The organism is Micromonospora sp. NPDC047730, assembly GCF_043204765.1.
Taxonomy (GTDB): domain Bacteria; phylum Actinomycetota; class Actinomycetes; order Mycobacteriales; family Micromonosporaceae; genus Micromonospora.
The window spans coordinates 25,772-42,791 of record NZ_JBIDCU010000014.1 but is presented as its reverse complement, the minus strand read 5'-3'; the positions used below and the strand labels follow the sequence as shown (position 1 = coordinate 42,791).

Genomic DNA, 17,020 nt, shown 5'->3' with positions numbered 1-17,020 from the left:
CGGGCCGACGGGACCGGCCGCGAGGCGGGCTGACGGACCGACCACGAGGGAACGGCTGCGCGGGGACGGGCTGCGCGGGGACGGGCCGCGAGGGGACGGGCCGCGAGGGGGTGTCGGGCAGGCGAGCGCCGGAGAGGGACGGGCCGCCGCACCCGCAGGGGTGCGACGGCCCGCCGTCGGCGTGCTGCCGGAAGGGTCAGGCTCCGGGGGTGTTGTCGCCCCGCTTCGAGGTGGCCATCAGGTAGTCGCGGTTGAGTCGGCCGATCGTGTTCAGCGGGATGCCCTTCGGGCAGACCACGGTGCACTCACCGGCGTTGGTGCAGCCGCCGAAGCCGGCCTCGTCGTGCGCGTCGACCATGCCGATCACCCGGGTGTAGCGCTCCGGCTGGCCCTGCGGCAGCAGCGAGAGCTGGGTGATCTTGGCGGCGGTGAAGAGCATGCCGGAGCCGTTGGGGCAGGCGGCCACGCAGGCGCCGCAACCGATGCACTCGGCCGCCTCGAAGGCGGCGTCGGCGTTGGCCTTGGCGACCGGGGTGGAGTGTGCCTCGGGGGCGCTGCCGGTCGGCGCGGTGATGTAGCCGCCGGCCGCGATGATCTTGTCGAACGCGCCCCGGTTGACCACCAGGTCCTTGATGACCGGGAACGCCCGGGCCCGCCACGGCTCGATGTCGATCGTGTCGCCGTCGGAGAACTGCCGCATGTGCAGCTGGCAGGCGGTGGTGCCGCGCTGCGGCCCGTGCGCGTTGCCGTTGATCATCAGGCCGCACATGCCGCAGATGCCCTCGCGGCAGTCGTGGTCGAACGCCACCGGCTCCTCGCCGGCGAGGATCAGCCGCTCGTTGAGTACGTCGAGCATCTCCAGGAACGACATGTCCGGGGAGACGTCGTCGACCTTGTAGGTCACCATCCGACCCTTGTCCTCGGGGCCGGACTGGCGCCAGATGCGCAGGGTCAGGTTCACTTGTAGCTCCGCTGCGTGGGGTGGACGTATTCGAACTTCAGGTCTTCCTTGTGCAGCACCGAGGGCTCGCCGGTGGCGGTGAACTCCCAGGCCGCGACGTACGCGAACCGCTCGTCGTCGCGTTCCGCCTCGCCGTCGGGCGTCTGGTGCTCGGCCCGGAAGTGGCCGCCGCAGGACTCCTCGCGGTGCAGGGCGTCGATGCACATCAGCTCGGCCAGCTCGAAGAAGTCGGCCACCCGGCCGGCCTTCTCCAGCGACTGGTTGAGCCCCTCGCCGTTGCCCGGCACCCGGACCCGCTGCCAGAACTGGTCGCGCAGGGCGCGGATCTCGTCGATCGCCTTGCGCAGCCCGGTCGCGCTGCGCTCCATGCCGCAGTGCTCCCACATGATCTGGCCCAGCTCGCGGTGGAACGAGTCGACGGTCCGGTCGCCGTCGACCGCCAGCAGCCGCTGGATGCGGTCCTCGACGTCGGCACGCGCCTGCACGGCCGCCGGGTGGCTGGCGTCGACCTTGTCGAACGGCCCGGCCGCCAGGTAGTTGGCGATGGTGTTCGGCAGCACGAAGTAGCCGTCGGCCAGGCCCTGCATCAGCGCCGAGGCGCCGAGCCGGTTCGCGCCGTGGTCGGAGAAGTTCGCCTCGCCGACCACGAACAGGCCCGGGATGGTCGACTGGAGGTCGTAGTCGACCCAGAGGCCGCCCATCGTGTAGTGCACGGCGGGGTAGATCCGCATCGGGACCTCGTACGGGTCCTCGCCGGTGATCCGCTCGTACATCTCGAAGAGGTTGCCGTACTTGGCCTCGATGGCCTTGCGGCCGAGCCGGTTGATCGCGTCGGCGAAGTCCAGGTAGACGCCGAGCCCCGTCTGGCCGACGCCGCGTCCCTCGTCGCACACGTTCTTGGCGGCGCGGGAGGCGATGTCCCGGGGGACCAGGTTGCCGAAGGAGGGGTAGATCCGCTCCAGGTAGTAGTCCCGCTCGTCCTCGGGGATGTCCTTCGGGCTGCGGGTGTCGCCCTTGGCCTTGGGCACCCAGACCCGGCCGTCGTTGCGCAGCGACTCGCTCATCAGGGTCAGCTTCGACTGGTGGTCGCCGGAGACCGGGATGCAGGTCGGGTGGATCTGCGTGTAGCAGGGGTTGGCGAAGTACGCGCCCTTGCGGTGTGCCCGCCAGGTGGCGGTGACGTTGCAGCCCTTGGCGTTGGTGGAGAGGTAGAAGACGTTGCCGTAGCCGCCGGAGGCGAGCACGACCGCGTCCGCGAACTCCGTGGTGATCTCGCCGGTGACCATGTCCCGGACGACGATGCCCCGGGCCTTGCCGTCGACGACGATCAGCTCCAGCATCTCGTGCCGGGCGTTCATCTCGACGTTGCCGAGGCCGATCTGCCGCTCCAGCGCCTGGTACGCGCCGAGCAGCAGCTGCTGACCCGTCTGGCCCCGGGCGTAGAAGGTGCGCTGCACCTGCGCGCCGCCGAAGGAGCGGGTGTCCAGCAGGCCGCCGTACTCGCGGGCGAACGGGACGCCCTGGGCGACGCACTGGTCGATGATGTTGACCGAGACCTCGGCCAGCCGGTGCACGTTCGACTCCCGGGACCGGAAGTCGCCGCCCTTGACGGTGTCGTAGAAGAGCCGGTGCACGGAGTCGCCGTCGTTGCGGTAGTTCTTGGCGGCGTTGATGCCGCCCTGCGCGGCGATGGAGTGCGCCCGGCGTGGGCTGTCCTGGTAGCAGTAGGACTTGACCCGGTAGCCCTGCTCGGCGAGCGTGGCGGCGGCCGAGCCGCCGGCCAGGCCGGTGCCGACCACGATCACGGTCATCTTCCGGCGGTTGGCCGGGTTGACCAGCTTGGCCTCGAAGCGGCGGCGGTCCCAGCGGGTCTCGATCGGGCCCTCGGGAGCCTTGGTGTCGGCGATCGGGTCGCCCTCGGTGTAGAGATCCATGTCAGGACACCAATCCGGTGAGTACGGCGAACGGGACCACCAGGAAGCCGGCGCAGAGCGCGACGGCGAAGACCAGCGCGGCGGTGCGCGCCCGGCGCTCGCCCTTCGGGGTCTGCTGCCCCAGGCTGCGGAACGCGCTGAACGCCCCGTGCCGCAGGTGGAAGCCCAGCGCGACGATCGCCAGGGTGTAGAAGAGCGTGACGTACCAGCGCTCCGGCGCGAAGTCGGCGACGACGTTGGCGTACGGCTTCGTCGGGTCGCCGACCGGGTTCAGGTGGCCGGTGGTCAGGTCGAGCAGGTGGTAGATCACGAAGAGCAGGATGATCACCCCGCCCCAGCGCATGGTGCGGGCCGCGTAGCTGCCCTGGACCTTCGGGCGGTGCGCGTACCGGACGGGGCGGGCGGCGCGGGAGCGCCGGGCCAGGGCGGTGGCGGCGGCGATGTGCGCCACGACGGCGACGGTCAGCGCGCCGCGCTGGATCCACAGGAACCAGACGCCCGGCAGCATCGGCTTGCCGATGTCGCGCAGCCAATGCGCGTAGTGGTCGAACGAGGTCTCCCCCGTGAACACCTTCAGGTTGCCGAGCATGTGCAGGATGAGGAACAGCACCAGGATGATGCCCGTCACCGCCATGACGGCCTTGAGGCCGACGTTGGAGCGGATGGGCGACCGAGTTCTCGTGACTACCACCCGATCGACGCTAGGAGCACATGGATCAGTCGTCCAATGCATCGACCTCGCAGTCTTGATAGCTATAGGCTATGTAGATGCAGCTCCATCAGCTGAAGTACTTCGTCGCGGTCGCCGAAGTCCGACATTTCACCCAAGCTGCCGATCTGGTGGGCATCACGCAACCCTCCTTGAGTAAGCAAATTCACGCCCTGGAGGACGCCCTCGGCGCCCCCCTCTTCGAACGGGTAAGGGGCAACATCGCGCTGACCGCGGCGGGGGAGGTGCTGCTTCCGCTGGCCAAGCGGATCCTCGCCGACGTGGACACGGCGACCCGCGAGGTGCAGGAGCTGGTCGGCCTGCGGCGCGGCCGGGTCCGGCTCGGCGCCACCCCCAGCCTGGCCACCTCGCTCGCCCCGCCGGTGCTGCGCCGGTTCCGCGACGCCCACCCCACCGTCGACCTGCGGGTGGAGGAGAGCGGCTCGCAGGACCTGGTCCGCGACCTGCTCCGCGGCGACCTCGACCTGGCGCTGATCATCATGCCGGCGCAGGGCACCGATCCCGGGCTGCGCGCGGACCCGATCCTGCGGGAGAGCCTGGTGGTCGCCTCGGTGGAGGAGCTGCCGGTCGCCCCCGACGCCGGCCAGCTGCGCATCGGCGACCTGCGCGACCAGCCGATGGTGATGTTCCGGGAGGGCTACGACCTGCGCGACGCCACCATCCAGGCCTGCCGGGAGGCCGGCTTCGAGCCCACCATCGCGGTCGACGGCGGCGAGATGGACGCCGTGCTGAGCTTCGTCGAGGCCGGGCTGGGCATCGCGCTGGTGCCCGGGATCGTGGTGGCCCGCCGGACCGGCGTCCGGGTCACCCGGCTGGCCCCGCCGGGCGTCCGGCGGACCATCGCGGTCGCCCGGCGCCGCGACGTGGTGCCCACCCACGCCGGCCGGGAGCTGCGCCGGATACTGCTGGAGTACGTCCGCGACGCCACCGCCGACGGCGACCTGCCGCCCGGCGTCGAGCCGCTCTGACCCGCCGGGACAACCCGTCGGCAAGACGACCTCGGGTGCGCAAGGCGGAAGGCGAATCCCGGCCGGCGGTCGACCTACGCTGCCCGCATGGCAACCGGCAGCGCCGTGGTGATCGGCGCCAGCATGGGCGGCCTGCTGGTCGCCCGCGCACTCACCGAGGCGTACGACCGGGTCACCCTCGTCGACCGCGATGTGCTGCCCGAGCGGGCGGCCAGCCGCCGGGGCGTGCCGCAGGGGCGGCAGTTGCACGTCCTGCTGGCCCGGGGCCGGCAGGCGTTCGAGGAACTGCTGCCCGGCATCACCGCCGAGCTGACCGCGAACGGCGTGCCCACGGTCGACCTGCACGAGCAGGTCCACTGGTACAACGACGGCCACCGGATGCGGCGCGCGCCGTCGCCGCTGCTCGGCTTCGGGGTCAGCCGGCCGCTGCTGGAACAGGTGGTCCGGCGGCGGGTCGCCGCCCTGCCCGGGGTCCGGATCGTGTCGGGCTGCGAGGCGGAGGGGCTCACCACCACCGCCGACCGGCGCCGGGTCACCGGCGTGCGGCTGCGCCCCCGCGACGGGGAGCCGCACACCGTCGAGGCCGACCTGGTGGTGGACGCCGGCGGCCGGGGCAGCCGCAGCCCCGTGTGGCTGGCCGAGCTGGGCTACCGGCCGGCGCCCGAGGACCGGGTCCGGATCGGGGTCACCTACGTCACCCGCACCTACCGGCGTGAGCCGCACCACCTGGAGGGGCTGCTCGGCGCGCTCACCAACGCCGTGCCCGGCCAGCCGTGGGGCGGCATCGTCGCTGTGCAGGAACAGGACCGGTTCGCGGTGGCGCTCAGCGGCATGCTCGGCGAGGAGCCGCCGGCCGACGACGAGGGGATGGCCGCCTTCGCCGACCGCCTCGCCGCCCCGCAGATCGCCGAGCTGCTACGTACGGCGCGGCCGGCGAGCCCGCCGGTGACGATGCGGTACCCGGCCAGCGTGCGGCGCCGCTACGAGCGGCTGCGCCGCTTCCCGGCCGGCTACCTCGTGGTGGCCGACGCGTTGTGCAGCTTCAACCCGGTCTACGGGCAGGGGATGACCGTGGCCGCGCTGGAGGCGCTGTTGCTGCGCCGGCTGGTCCGGCGGCGGCCGGACCGGCTCGCCCGGGGCTTCTTCCGGGGCGCGGGTCGCCTGATCGACGGGCCGTGGTCCATCGCGGTCGGCACCGACCTGCGCTTCCCCGAGGTGCCCGGTCGGCGTTCGCCGCGGGTGCGCCTGGTCAACGCGTACGTCGGCCGGCTGCACGCCGCGGCGGCCCGGGACGCGGCGCTGGGCGCGGCGTTCCTGCGGGTGCTCAACCTCGTCGACCCGCCGGCGCGGCTGCTCTCCCCGCCGGTGCTGCTGCGGGTGCTGCGCGGTGCGTCCGCGTCGGCGCGCTGACCCGCCCGGCTCAGCCGCGCCCGGCGGGCCGCCCACGTCGGCGCGCTGCCCCCGCCGGGCTCACCCGGCGGCCGTCGCGGAGACGAACACCGGCGTCGCCCGATCGCACGGGGACTACCTGCCCTCGGCGTCGTCCATCGCGCGGTAGATCCGCTGCTCCGACACCGGGTACGGGGTGCCCAGGGCCTGGGCGAAGACGTTCACCCGCAGCTCCTCGATCATCCAGCGGATCTGCCGGACCGCCGCCGACTGCCGTCGGCTCGGCGGCAGCGCGGCGAGCATGTCCCGGTATTCCTTCTGCACCACCGCGATCCGGTCCTGCTGCTGCTTGTCGCGCTGCGGGTTGCCGGGCAGCCGGTCCAGCCGCCGCTCGACCGCCGTGAGGTAGCGCAGCAGGTCGGGCAGGCGCGCGTACCCGGTCTCGGTGACGAAGCCGGCGTGCACCAGGCCGGTGAGCTGGGCCCGGATGTCGGCCAGCGCCGCCACCACGGCCAGGTTCTGGGTCTTGCCGAGCCGCTGCTCCACCGCGTGCGCGGCGGCGAGCACCCGGCGCACCCGGTCCATCACCTCGACCACGGTGTCCACCAGGTCGGCGCGGACCTTCTCGCGCAGGGCGGCGAAGCCCTCGGCGTCCCAGGCCGGCCCGCCGGCGTCGCCGATCAGCTTGTCGATCGCCGCCCCGGCGGCATCGTCGATGAGCTGCTGCACACCCCCGTGCGGGTTGCGGCTCAGGGCCAGCTTCGCCTCGTTGCTCAGCCGCCCCTGGAGGAACCTCGCCGGCGACGGCACGGTCAGCCGGAGCAGCCGCCGGGTGCCCGCCCAGTGCGCGGCCTCCTGCTCGGCCGGCGAGTCGAACACCTTCACCCCGACCGTGGCGCCCTCGTCCACCAGCGCCGGGTACGCCGTCACCGCGTACCCGGCCCGGACCTGCTCGATGGTGCGCGGCAGCGTGCCGATGCCCCAGTCGGTCAGCCCGGTGCGGGCCACGTCCGGCGCGGCGGCGGCCACCACCTGGCGTACCTCCGCCTTGAGCTGGCGTTGCAGGGCCGGCAGGTCCTTGCCCTCGGCGACCGGCTTGTTCTCCTCGTCGAGCACCCGGAAGCTCACCCGCAGGTGCGCGGGGAGCCGGTCGAGGTCCCAGGCGTCGCGGGGCACGGTGACGCCGGTCATCCGGCGCAACTGCCGGGTCAGCGCGTCCAGCAGCGGCTCCTCGCCGGCCGGCATCGCGGCGAGCGCCGCGCGGGCGTAGTCCGGCACCGGGACGAAGTTGCGGCGCACCGCCTTGGGCAGCGAGCGGATCAGCGCGACCACCAGTTCCTCGCGCAGCCCGGGGACCTGCCAGTCGAAGCTCTCCGCCGGCACCTGGTTGAGCAGCGGCAGCGGGATGTCGACGGTCACGCCGTCGGTCGCGGTGCCCGGCTCGAACCGGTAGGTCAGCGGCAGGGTCACCCCGTCGGCCGACCACTCGTCGGGGTAGTCGGCCTCGTCCACCCCGCCGCGGCCGGCGTTGACCAGCAGCTCCCGGGTGAAGGTGAGCAGGTCCGGCTGCTCGCGGCGGGTCTTCTTCCACCAGGCGTCGAAGTGCCGCCCGGAGACCACGTCCGCCGGGACGCGGGCGTCGTAGAAGTCGAAGACGGTCTGGTCGTCGACGAGGATGTCGCGGCGGCGGGCCCGGTTCTCCAGCTCCTCGATCTCCGCCAGCAGCCGCTGGTTGTCCCGCCAGAAGTGGTGGTGGGTCTGCCAGTCGCCCTCCACCAGGGCGTGCCGGATGAACAGCTCGCGGGACAGCGCCGGGTCGATCCGGCCGAAGTTGACCTTGCGCGAGGTGACCAGCGGGACGCCGTAGAGCGTCACCTTCTCGTACGCCATCACGGCCGCCTGCTTCTTCTCCCAGTGCGGCTCGCTGTAGCTGCGCTTGACCAGGTGCTGGGCGAGGGGCTCGACCCACTCCGGCTCGACCCGGCCGTTCACCCGGCCCCAGAGCCGGGAGGTCTCCACCAGCTCGGCGGCCATCACCCACCGCGGCGGCTTCCTGAACAGCGCCGAGCCGGGGAAGAGCGCGAACTTGGCGCCCCGCGCGCCCAGGTACTCGTGCTTCTGGGCGTCCTTGAGCCCGATGTGCGACAGCAGGCCGGCCAGCAGCGACTGGTGCACCCTGGGGGTGTCGATCTCCTCCGGCAGGTCCGCGCCGCCCCGGCGCCGGCCGCCGCCGTCGGCGTCCCGCGCCGGTCGCCCTTCCTCGGGGGTACGCAGCACCTGGCGCAACTGGCTGACGATGTCCTGCCACTCGCGTACCCGCAGGTAGTTGAGGAACTCCGCCTTGCACATCCGGCGGAACGCGCTGGAGGACAGCTCGCGCTGCTGCTCGCGCAGGTGCCGCCACAGGTTGAGCAGCGTCACGAAGTCCGACTCGCGGTCGGTGAACCGGGCGTGCGCCTGGTCGGCCTGGGCCTGCCGGTCCGCGGGCCGTTCGCGGGGATCCTGGATCGACAGCGCGGCGGCGATCACCATCACCTCGGTGGCGCAGCCGTTGCGCTCACCCTCGACGACCATCCGGGCCAGCCGCGGGTCGACGGGGAGCTGGGCGAGCCGCCGGCCGAGCGGGGTGAGCCGCTTCGCCGGGTCGGTCTCGGCCGGGTCCAGCGCGCCCAGCTCGTGCAGCAGGTTGACGCCGTCGGCGATGTTGCGCCGGTCCGGCGGGTCGATGAACGGGAACGCGGCGATGTCGCCGAGCCCGATCGAGGTCATCTGGAGGATGACCGAGGCGAGGTTGGTGCGCAGGATCTCGGGGTCGGTGAACTCGGGGCGGGACAGGAAGTCCTGCTCGTCGTAGAGGCGGATGCAGATGCCGTCCGAGGTGCGCCCGCAGCGCCCCTTGCGCTGGTTGGCGGAGGCCTGCGAGACCGGCTCGATCGGCAGCCGCTGCACCTTGAGCCGGCTGCTGTAGCGGGAGATGCGGGCCGTGCCCGGGTCCACCACGTACTTGATGCCGGGCACGGTGAGCGAGGTCTCCGCGACGTTGGTCGCGAGCACCACCCGGCGCCCGGCGTGCGGGGCGAAGACCCGGTGCTGCTCGGCGGTGGAGAGCCGGGCGTAGAGCGGCAGGATCTCCGTGCCGCGCAGCGCCGGCTTCTTCTCCACCAGCTTGCCCAGCGCGTCGGCGGTGTCCCGGATCTCCCGCTCGCCGCTGAGGAAGACCAGGACGTCGCCGGGCCCCTCGGCGGCCAGCTCCTCGACGGCGTCGCCGATGGCCTGGATCTGGTCCCGGACGTTCTCCTCGTCGTCCCCGTCGTCCTCGCCCTCGGCGAGGGCGACCAGCGGCCGGTAGCGCACCTCGACCGGGTACGTGCGCCCGGACACCTCGACCACCGGCGCCGGGACGCCGTCCGGCGCGTCGTCGGTGGGCGGCCCGGCGAAGTGCCGGGCGAACCGCTCGGTCTCGATGGTCGCCGAGGTGATGATCACCTTGAGGTCGGGGCGGCGGGGGAGGAGCTGCCGGAGGTAGCCGAGGATGAAGTCGATGTTGAGGCTGCGCTCGTGTGCCTCGTCGATGATCAGGGTGTCGTACTGGCGCAGCATCCGGTCGGTCTGCAACTCGGCGAGCAGGATGCCGTCGGTCATCAACTTGACCAGGCTCCGGTCGCTCACCTGGTCGGTGAAGCGCACCTTGTAGCCGACCACGTCGCCCAGCTCGGTGCCGAGCTCCTCGGCGATCCGGTCCGCCACCGTACGCGCGGCCAGCCGGCGCGGCTGGGTGTGCCCGATCAGCCCGTTGATCCCGCGCCCCAGCTCCAGGCAGATCTTGGGCAACTGGGTGGTCTTGCCGGAGCCGGTCTCGCCGGCCACGATCACCACCTGGTGGTCGCGGATCGCGGCGGCGATGTCGTCCTTGCGCTCGCTGACCGGCAGCTGGGCCGGGTAGGTGACCACCGGCACGGCGGCGCGCCGGCTCTCCAGCCGCGCCTCGGCCCGCGCGACGTCGGCGGCGATCTCGGCGAGCGCCTCGTCGCGCCGCTGCGGGTCCCTGAGCCTGCGCACCCCGTCCAGCCGCCGTTGCAGGCGACGCTGGTCGCGGAACATCAGGGGGCGGAGGCGGCGGTGCAGCTCGCGAGCGGGATCGGTCGCGGCGGGTGCGGCTGGATTCTGCATGTCGTCGCCAAGGATAGGCAGCCGGCGGCCGGATCGCTCCCGGGTTACCGGTCCGCCCGCGTGCGTCCGCCCGCGCGGGCGCCGGCGGGTCTAGAGTTGACCGCCGACCGACGTCGAACCACGGGGATGCGCGATGACGATGCGGGACACCGACCGGGCCCTGGTGCAGGCCGCCACGGCGGTCGCCAAGCTGCGCTGCCGCAGCGAGAACCACACGGTCGCCGCCGCCGCGCGGACCACCGACGGTCGGGTCTTCACCGGGGTGAACGTCTACCACTTCACCGGCGGCCCCTGCGCGGAGGTGGTCGCGGTCGGCGCCGCCGCCACCCAGGGCGTCACCGAGCTGGAGACGATCGTCGCGGTGGGCGACCGGGGGCGCGGGGTGATCGCGCCCTGCGGGCGCTGCCGGCAGGTGCTGCGCGACTACTTCCCCACCATCCGGGTCATCGTCGGGCCGATGGACGCGCTGCGCGTGGTGCCGGTCGCCGAGCTGCTGCCCGAGACCTACGTCTGGGCCGACCACCAGCTCGACGGCCCCTCGCTGCCGGCGGCCCGCACCGGCGGCGAGGGCTGACGGCTCAGTCGCCCGCCGCCGCCTCCAGCATGGACCGGGGGACCGGCACGCTCTCGAACCGTACGTTGCCCTCCGGCACCATCCAGCTCATCACCTGCACGGCCAGCCGCCCGGCCCGCACGGCCGGGTCGTTGTGGTACAGCTCGCGGGCCTCCTCGGGGCTGATCGAGAGCACGACGAATCCGCGCAGCCGGTCGTCGTCGGCCGCCACGAAGGGCCCCGCCGCCAGGACGAGACCCTGGTCCACCAGCCCCGCCTGGTGGGCCAGGTGGGCGTCCTGCAACCGGTCGGCCGCATCCAGCGGCAACTCCGGGGCGTCCGGCGGGCGCACCAGGAGCACCACCGTGTGCTGGTCGAATCGCATCCCCCCAGCGTAGGGCCGGGACGCGCCGCCGGGCGGCGGCGCGGCGGATCGACCACCGCTGGTTAGGCGGCCCTAACCGGGTGAGCTAAGGTAAGGCGAACCTAAGCGCAGCTTGCGGGAGACTCGTGACCACCCTCGCCACCCCACCGGCCCCGGCCGGCACCCGGCCCCGCGCGCATGGCGGCCGCCGGGCGGCGGTCGCCGTCGCCGCCGCGCTGGTGCTGCTGTTGGCCGTGCTGGCGAGCTTCGCGCTCGGCAGCCGGTCGCTCGCCGTCGACGAGGTGTGGCGCGCCCTGGTCGCCCCGGACGGCGGCGAGGCCACCACCATCGTCCGGGAGCTGCGGATGCCGCGCACCGCCCTCGGCCTCGCCGTCGGGCTGGCGCTCGCCGTCGCCGGGGTGCTCTTCCAGGCGCTGACCCGCAACCCGCTCGCGGAGCCGCGCATCCTCGGGATCAGCGCCGGCGCGTCGTTCGGCGTGGTGCTCGCCATCTCCGTCTTCGGCGTCGGCAGCCTCGCCGGCTACGTCTGGTTCGGCATCGGCGGCGCGCTCCTCGCCGGCCTGCTGGTCTTCGCCGTCGCCACCCGCGCCCGCGAGGGCGCCAGCCCGGTCACCCTCGCGCTGGTCGGCGCGGCCCTCGACGCCAGTCTCGCCTCCGTGGTGTACGCGCTGCTCAGCATCGACGCCCGCACGTTCGAGGACTACCGGTTCTGGGTGGTCGGCGGGCTCACCGGGCGGGATCTCTCGGTGGCCGCCCAGGTGCTGCCGTTCGTGCTCGCCGGGCTGGTGCTGGCCGCCCTCGTCGCCCGCGGCCTGGACGCCCTCGCCCTCGGCGACGACGTGGCCCGGGGCCTCGGGCACCGGATCGGGCTGGTCCGCCTCGGCGGCGGCGTCGCCGCCGTGCTCCTCACCGGGGCGGCCGTCGCCGCCGCCGGCCCGATCGCCTTCGTCGGGCTCGCCGTGCCGCACCTGGCCCGCGCCCTGGTCGGCGCCGACCACCGCTGGACCCTGTTGGTCTCCGCGCTGCTCGGGCCCGCGCTGCTGCTCGGCGCCGACGTCGTCGGCCGGCTGGTCGCCCCGCCCGGGGAGGTGCCGGCGGGCATCGTCACCGCCCTCGTCGGCGCCCCGCTGCTGGCCTGGCTGGTCCGGCGCGCGAAGGTGGTGACGGCGTGATCGGCCTCGCCCTGGTCGGCGCTCTGCCGCCCGCCCTGCTCGTTCCCCGCGCGAAGGTGGTGACGGCGTGATCGGCCTCGCCCTGGTCGGCGCTCTGCCGCCCGCCTTGCTCGTTCCCCGCGCGAAGGTGGTGACGGCGTGACCGCCCCCGCCCGCCCCGCCGCCCGGAAGCCGGCCGACCGGTCGACGGGCCGCCCCCGTGCCGGAGTCGTCGCGCTGCCCGGGCGCTCCCTGGTGCGCGTCGGTCCGGTCAGCGTGCAGATCCGCCGCCGCTCGGTGCTGGTCGCCGCCACGCTGGTCGTGCTGCTGCTGGGCGCCGGGGTGCTCAGCCTCTCCCTCGGCACCCCGTACGTCGCCCCGGTCGACGTGCTGCGCGCCCTCTCCGGCGCCGGCACCCCGTACGACCTGGTCGTCTTCGACCTGCGGCTGCCCCGGCTGGCGCTGGCCGCGGTGGCCGGCGCGGCCTTCGGGGTCGCCGGCACGCTGATCCAGAGCGTGGCCCGCAACCCGCTCGCCAGCCCGGACGTCGTCGGCATCACCCAGGGCGCCGGCCTCGCTGCCACGGTGGCCCTGACCGGCGGGGCCGCCGCGGTGATCGTGGCGCCGGCGGCGCTGGCCGGCGGCCTGGCCGCCGCCGCGCTGCTGTTCGCCCTCGGCGCCCGGCACGGGCTGGCCGCCCAGCGGTTCGTGCTCGCCGGCGTGGCGGTCGCCTTCGCGCTGCGGGCCCTGACCGAGGTGGTCATGCTCACCGCCGACCCGATCGACGGGCTGCGCGCGCAGATCTGGCTGATCGGCACGCTCGCCGGCAAGGGCTGGACCGAGGCCCTCTGGATCGCCGCCACCCTCGTCGCGCTCCTGCCCGTGCTCGCCTGGGCCGGCTGGGCGCTGAACAGCACCGCGCTGGACGACGACACCGCCCGGGGGATCGGCCTGCGCCCGGTGGCCCGCCGGGTCGGCCTCGCCGGCACCGGGGTGCTGGCCGCCGCGATGGTCACCGCCCAGGTGGGCGCGGTCGACTTCGTCGCCCTGGTCGCCCCGCAACTGGCCCGGCGGCTGGTCCGCGCGGAGCGACCCCCGCTGGTCTGCGCCGCCCTGCTCGGGGCGCTGCTGCTGGTGCTGGCCGACCTGGCCGGCCGGCGGCTCTTCGCCCCCACCCAGCTGCCCGCAGGGGTGCTGACCGCCGCCATCGGCGGCCCGTACCTGATCTTCCTGCTGGTCCGCGGCCGCCGGCGTTCCTCGTGATGTCCCACCCTGGCAAGGAGGCATGATGCTCTCCACCCGCGACCTGGTCGCCGGCTACGACGAGCGGACGGTGCTGGACGGGCTCGACCTGGAGCTGCCCGCCGACGCGTTCACCGTGATCGTCGGGCCCAACGCCTGCGGCAAGTCCACCCTGCTGCGCACCATGGCCCGCCTGCTCACACCCCGGCGGGGCGCGGTGCTGCTCGACGGCGCCGCCATCCGGGACCTGCCGACCCGCGAGGTCGCCCGCCGGCTCGGCGTGCTGCCGCAGAGCCCGCTGGTGCCGGAGGGGGTCACCGTCGCCGACCTGGTCGGCCGGGGCCGGCAGCCGTACCAACGGTGGTGGCGGCAGTGGTCGGAGGAGGACAGCGCCGCCGTCGACCGGGCCATGGCGCTCGCCGACGTGGCCGGGTTGGCCGGCCGGGCCGTGGACACCCTCTCCGGCGGTCAACGGCAGCGCGTCTGGATCGCCATGACCCTCGCCCAGGACACCGAGGCGCTGCTGCTCGACGAGCCGACCACCTTCCTCGACCTCGCCCACCAGGTGGAGGTGCTGGACCTGCTGCACCGGCTGCGCGCCGAGCGGGGCCGGACGGTGGTGGCCGTGCTGCACGACCTCAACCAGGCCGCCCGGTACGCCGACCACCTGGTCGCGATGCGGTCCGGCGCCGTGGTGGCCGCCGGGCCGCCCCGGGAGATCCTCACCGCCGACCTGGTCCGGGACGTCTTCGGGCTCGACTGCGTGGTCGTGCCCTGCCCGGTGACCGGGGCGCCCCTCGTGGTGCCCGCGCTCACCACTCCCTCGCTGACCCGGCCGTCCGACGTGGCCGACCTGGTCGGCTCATCTCCGGCGGGACCGCCGCCCCCGGCGGCCCGCCCCCCGGCCGAGGACGCGCTCACCCCGCGCACCGGCTCGTACCCCTCGAAAGGAATCTGATGCGTCGTCTCGCCGCCGCTCTCACCGTGGCGCTGGCCCTCGGCGTCGGCCTCACCGCCTGCGGTGAGAGCGACCCGGTCGCCGGCACCACCACCGGGGAGACCCGGGAGATCACCCACGCCATGGGCACCACCAAGGTGCCGGCCGACCCGAAGCGGGTCGTGGTGCTCGACACCGACAAGATCGATACCGCGCTGTCCCTCGGCGTCACGCCGGTCGGCGCCGCCACCGCGGGCGAGGCGAAGAGCTGGCCGACCTACTTCGGCGAGGAGAAGCTCGCCGGCATCAAGGAGGTCGGGGTGCTCACCGAGCCCGACCTGGAGGCGATCAACGCCCTCAAGCCGGACCTGATCCTGGGCAGCAAGTTCCGCCAGGAGAAGTTCTACGACGAGCTGAAGGCCATCGCGCCGACCGTGTTCACCGAGAAGGTCGGCGTCACCTGGAAGGAGAACTTCCTCCTCGACGGCAAGGCGCTCGGCAAGGAGCAGCAGGCCAAGGACCTGCTCACCGCGTACGAGACCCGGGCCAAGGAGTTCGGCGCCAAGCTGGGCGACGCCGCCGACCGCAAGGTGTCCATCGTCCGCTTCATGCCGACCGAGATCCGGGTGTACGGGCCGGACTCGTTCTCCGGCATCGTGATCGGCGACACCGGCCTGGGCCGCCCCGAGCGGCAGCTGCTGACCGGCAAGGAGGACCGGCGGATGGACCGGGTGAGCCCGGAGCGCATCGGCGAGGTCGACGGTGACGTCATCTTCGTGACCGCGTACGGCGAGAAGGCCGCCGCCGAGCAGGCCAAGGTCACCGGCGGGACGCTGTGGAAGGCGCTGCCGGCGGTCAAGGCGGGCAAGGCGCACGTCGTCTCCGACGAGATCTGGATGACCGGCATCGGCGTCGGCGCCGCCAACAAGATCGTCGACGACCTGGAGAGGTACCTCACCGCCTGACCCATGTCCGCCCGGCCCGTCGGGCAACCGCCAGTGGTGGCCGCACCGTCCCCGGTGCGGCCACCACTGTGTTGTGCGGGTCAGGCCCGGCCGGCGGGGGCCGGTTCGGCGGCCCGGCGGCGGCCGGTCAGCAGGTGGTCGACGCTGAGCCGGCCGGCCCCGACCGCCGCCAGCAGCAGGCTCGCCGCGCCGAGGGCGAGGACCAGCTCGTAGCCGCCCTTGTCCACGAACAGGCCGTTGCCGGCGTGCACGAAGACGAACGCGCCGAGCATGTCCAGCGCGAGCAGGACGCCGGCGATCGGGACGACCGCGCCGAGGATCAGCGCCGCGCCGCCGAGCAGCTCGACGCCCGTGGCGAACCACGCGGACAGGGTCGGCAGGGGTACGCCGGCCTGGTCGAAGAAGGCGGCGGTCCCGTCGACGCCGTTGGTGACCAGCTTCTGCCAGCCGTGGGCGAAGAAGACGATGCCGACGCCGATCCGGGCGAGCAGCATCGCGACGTCACGGACGGTGGTGGGCAGGGTCATGGTTCTGCTCCTCATGCTGGGTGGACTGCCGAACGGCCGGTCGGGTCGACGCGCGCCGTGTCGTGGGCGGCCGGCCGCGACGCGACCGGCCGACGGAACACCTCGCCGGCCCGGATCTCGGTCCGCCGGGCCTGTCGGGTGCCGCCTGGGGACCACCGTACCGGCAGATTGTTGAAGGCTCAATGATTGACAGGGAAAGTGATTGTCGCCGCGCCCGCCGATCGCCGTCCGAGCTGCGCGGTCGTGCCCGGAGAAAGTGGCCTCGGGGTCGCCGCCCGGGCGCGGTGGGCCGCCGGAACGGCGAACGCGCCACCCTCCGGGCGGTGTCGCCGGCTCCGGAAGGTGGCGCGTGTCGTGGCCCGGGGGCCCGTCGGAAGGGTGGGTGGGCGGTGGACGGGTCAGGCGGCCGTGGTCCAGATCGCCTGGAAGGCCGCCGCCTCGCCGGCCAGCCAGCGCTCGATCTGCTCGGGCCGGGCGTCGGCGGGCATGTGGTGGGCCTCGCCCCGGCGGACGTCCACCAGGACGGGCTCGGCGTGCGGGAGCACCGCGTCCATGTGCCGGGCCATCAGGTGCAGGGTGGCGAGCACCGCCTCCGGGCTGGGCGGGGCCTCGTCGAAGTGCAGGCGGACGGCCTCGGTGCGGCCGTCGGCGTGGCGTACGCCGAACTGGGGGTTGATCTTGACGGGCAGGTCGCCGAGCATGGCGAGCGCGTCGCGGGTCTGGGCGAGGTCGACGGCCCTCGGCTCGCCGAGGGAGTGCAGCCAGGCCTTCGCGCCGGGGACGAGGGCCTCGTAGAGCGGCCGCCAGCGGGGCTTGACCACGTCGACCACCTGTTCGAGGTGGGTGCCGCCGGTGTGGAAGGCGATGTCGGCCTTGAGCGCCTTGACGAACTGGCCGTGCGGGTTGAACCCGGAGCGGCTGGCCCGCTGCTTGCGCAGGCCTCCGACGAAGGTGGCCTTGGTCGGGCCGGTGCGGTCGACGTAGCGGGTGAAGCCGAGCAGGGTGGCGTAGGGGGTGAGTGGGGCGGAGGCGGGCGTGTTCACGGACGTCCTCCCAGGTCAGGACTTCGATTAGTACATACATTCTAATCGACGGGTGTGACATCGCC

The 17,020-nt window shown here is 73.7% G+C and carries 14 protein-coding genes; 7 read left to right on the top strand and 7 right to left on the bottom strand.

Annotated features, from left to right (window positions below; all coding sequences use genetic code 11):
- Positions 1–196: 196 nt before the first annotated feature.
- Genes ACGF5G_RS26615 through ACGF5G_RS26605 form a run of 3 tightly spaced genes read right to left on the bottom strand, consistent with a single transcriptional unit; the run spans position 197 to position 3,628 of the window.
- Positions 197–961 carry a succinate dehydrogenase/fumarate reductase iron-sulfur subunit gene (locus tag ACGF5G_RS26615; protein ID WP_350706426.1) on the bottom strand — a complete coding sequence of 255 codons (765 nt, stop codon included), beginning with the start codon at positions 959–961 and terminating at the stop codon, positions 197–199.
- A complete protein-coding gene (locus ACGF5G_RS26610; RefSeq protein ID WP_357697572.1) occupies positions 958–2,895 on the bottom strand; it encodes a fumarate reductase/succinate dehydrogenase flavoprotein subunit in 1,938 nt (645 codons plus the stop codon). Before ACGF5G_RS26610 ends, ACGF5G_RS26615 begins: the two co-directional genes overlap by 4 nt.
- A 1-nt stretch (position 2,896) precedes the next feature.
- Entirely contained in the window at positions 2,897–3,628 is a 732-nt protein-coding gene (locus ACGF5G_RS26605) for a succinate dehydrogenase cytochrome b subunit (RefSeq protein ID WP_393267453.1), read from the bottom strand.
- Between the two features lie 35 nt (positions 3,629–3,663).
- Between ACGF5G_RS26605 and ACGF5G_RS26600 the strand changes: the two genes are divergently transcribed.
- Together ACGF5G_RS26600 and ACGF5G_RS26595 are read left to right on the top strand one after the other, a co-directional pair.
- Positions 3,664–4,593, top strand: coding sequence for a LysR family transcriptional regulator (locus ACGF5G_RS26600; protein ID WP_393267451.1), 930 nt, complete (start codon positions 3,664–3,666; stop codon positions 4,591–4,593).
- An 87-nt stretch (positions 4,594–4,680) separates the two neighbouring features.
- A complete protein-coding gene (locus ACGF5G_RS26595) occupies positions 4,681–6,003 on the top strand; it encodes an FAD-dependent oxidoreductase (RefSeq protein WP_393267448.1) in 1,323 nt (440 codons plus the stop codon).
- Between the two features lie 114 nt (positions 6,004–6,117).
- On the opposite strand, the gene hrpA is transcribed toward ACGF5G_RS26595, so the two are convergent.
- On the bottom strand, positions 6,118–10,152 hold the full coding sequence (gene hrpA, locus ACGF5G_RS26590) for an ATP-dependent RNA helicase HrpA (protein WP_393267445.1): 4,035 nt from the start codon (positions 10,150–10,152) through the stop codon (positions 6,118–6,120).
- 133 nt (positions 10,153–10,285) lie between these two features.
- Between hrpA and ACGF5G_RS26585 the strand changes: the two genes are divergently transcribed.
- Positions 10,286–10,726: a cytidine deaminase gene (locus ACGF5G_RS26585; protein ID WP_393267443.1), complete on the top strand. Its 441-nt coding sequence runs from the start codon at positions 10,286–10,288 to the stop codon at positions 10,724–10,726.
- Positions 10,727–10,730: 4 nt separating this feature from the next.
- Here ACGF5G_RS26585 and ACGF5G_RS26580 read toward each other — a convergent pair whose 3' ends face one another.
- Positions 10,731–11,090, bottom strand: a complete 360-nt coding sequence (locus ACGF5G_RS26580) for a YciI family protein (RefSeq protein WP_393267442.1) — start codon at positions 11,088–11,090, stop codon at positions 10,731–10,733.
- A 125-nt stretch (positions 11,091–11,215) separates the two neighbouring features.
- Here ACGF5G_RS26580 and ACGF5G_RS26575 point away from each other — a divergent pair, with 125 nt between their 5' ends.
- From ACGF5G_RS26575 to ACGF5G_RS26560, 4 genes are all read left to right on the top strand, one after another.
- Entirely contained in the window at positions 11,216–12,262 is a 1,047-nt protein-coding gene (locus tag ACGF5G_RS26575) for a FecCD family ABC transporter permease (protein WP_393267439.1), read from the top strand.
- Positions 12,263–12,400: 138 nt separating this feature from the next.
- Positions 12,401–13,504 carry a FecCD family ABC transporter permease gene (locus ACGF5G_RS26570; RefSeq protein ID WP_393267437.1) on the top strand — a complete coding sequence of 368 codons (1,104 nt, stop codon included), beginning with the start codon at positions 12,401–12,403 and terminating at the stop codon, positions 13,502–13,504.
- Positions 13,505–13,529: 25 nt separating this feature from the next.
- Positions 13,530–14,441 (top strand): ABC transporter ATP-binding protein, encoded by a 912-nt coding sequence (locus ACGF5G_RS26565; protein ID WP_393267435.1) that lies wholly within the window; start codon positions 13,530–13,532, stop codon positions 14,439–14,441.
- Positions 14,441–15,385, top strand: a complete 945-nt coding sequence (locus ACGF5G_RS26560; protein WP_393267433.1) for an ABC transporter substrate-binding protein — start codon at positions 14,441–14,443, stop codon at positions 15,383–15,385. The genes ACGF5G_RS26565 and ACGF5G_RS26560 overlap by 1 nt, the downstream gene beginning before the upstream one ends.
- A gap of 80 nt (positions 15,386–15,465) precedes the next feature.
- Here ACGF5G_RS26560 and ACGF5G_RS26555 read toward each other — a convergent pair whose 3' ends face one another.
- Together ACGF5G_RS26555 and ACGF5G_RS26550 are read right to left on the bottom strand one after the other, a co-directional pair.
- Positions 15,466–15,912 carry a DoxX family protein gene (locus ACGF5G_RS26555; protein WP_393267431.1) on the bottom strand — a complete coding sequence of 149 codons (447 nt, stop codon included), beginning with the start codon at positions 15,910–15,912 and terminating at the stop codon, positions 15,466–15,468.
- A 398-nt stretch (positions 15,913–16,310) separates the two neighbouring features.
- Positions 16,311–16,955, bottom strand: a complete 645-nt coding sequence (locus ACGF5G_RS26550) for a hypothetical protein (protein WP_393267430.1) — start codon at positions 16,953–16,955, stop codon at positions 16,311–16,313.
- Positions 16,956–17,020 lie beyond the last annotated feature (65 nt).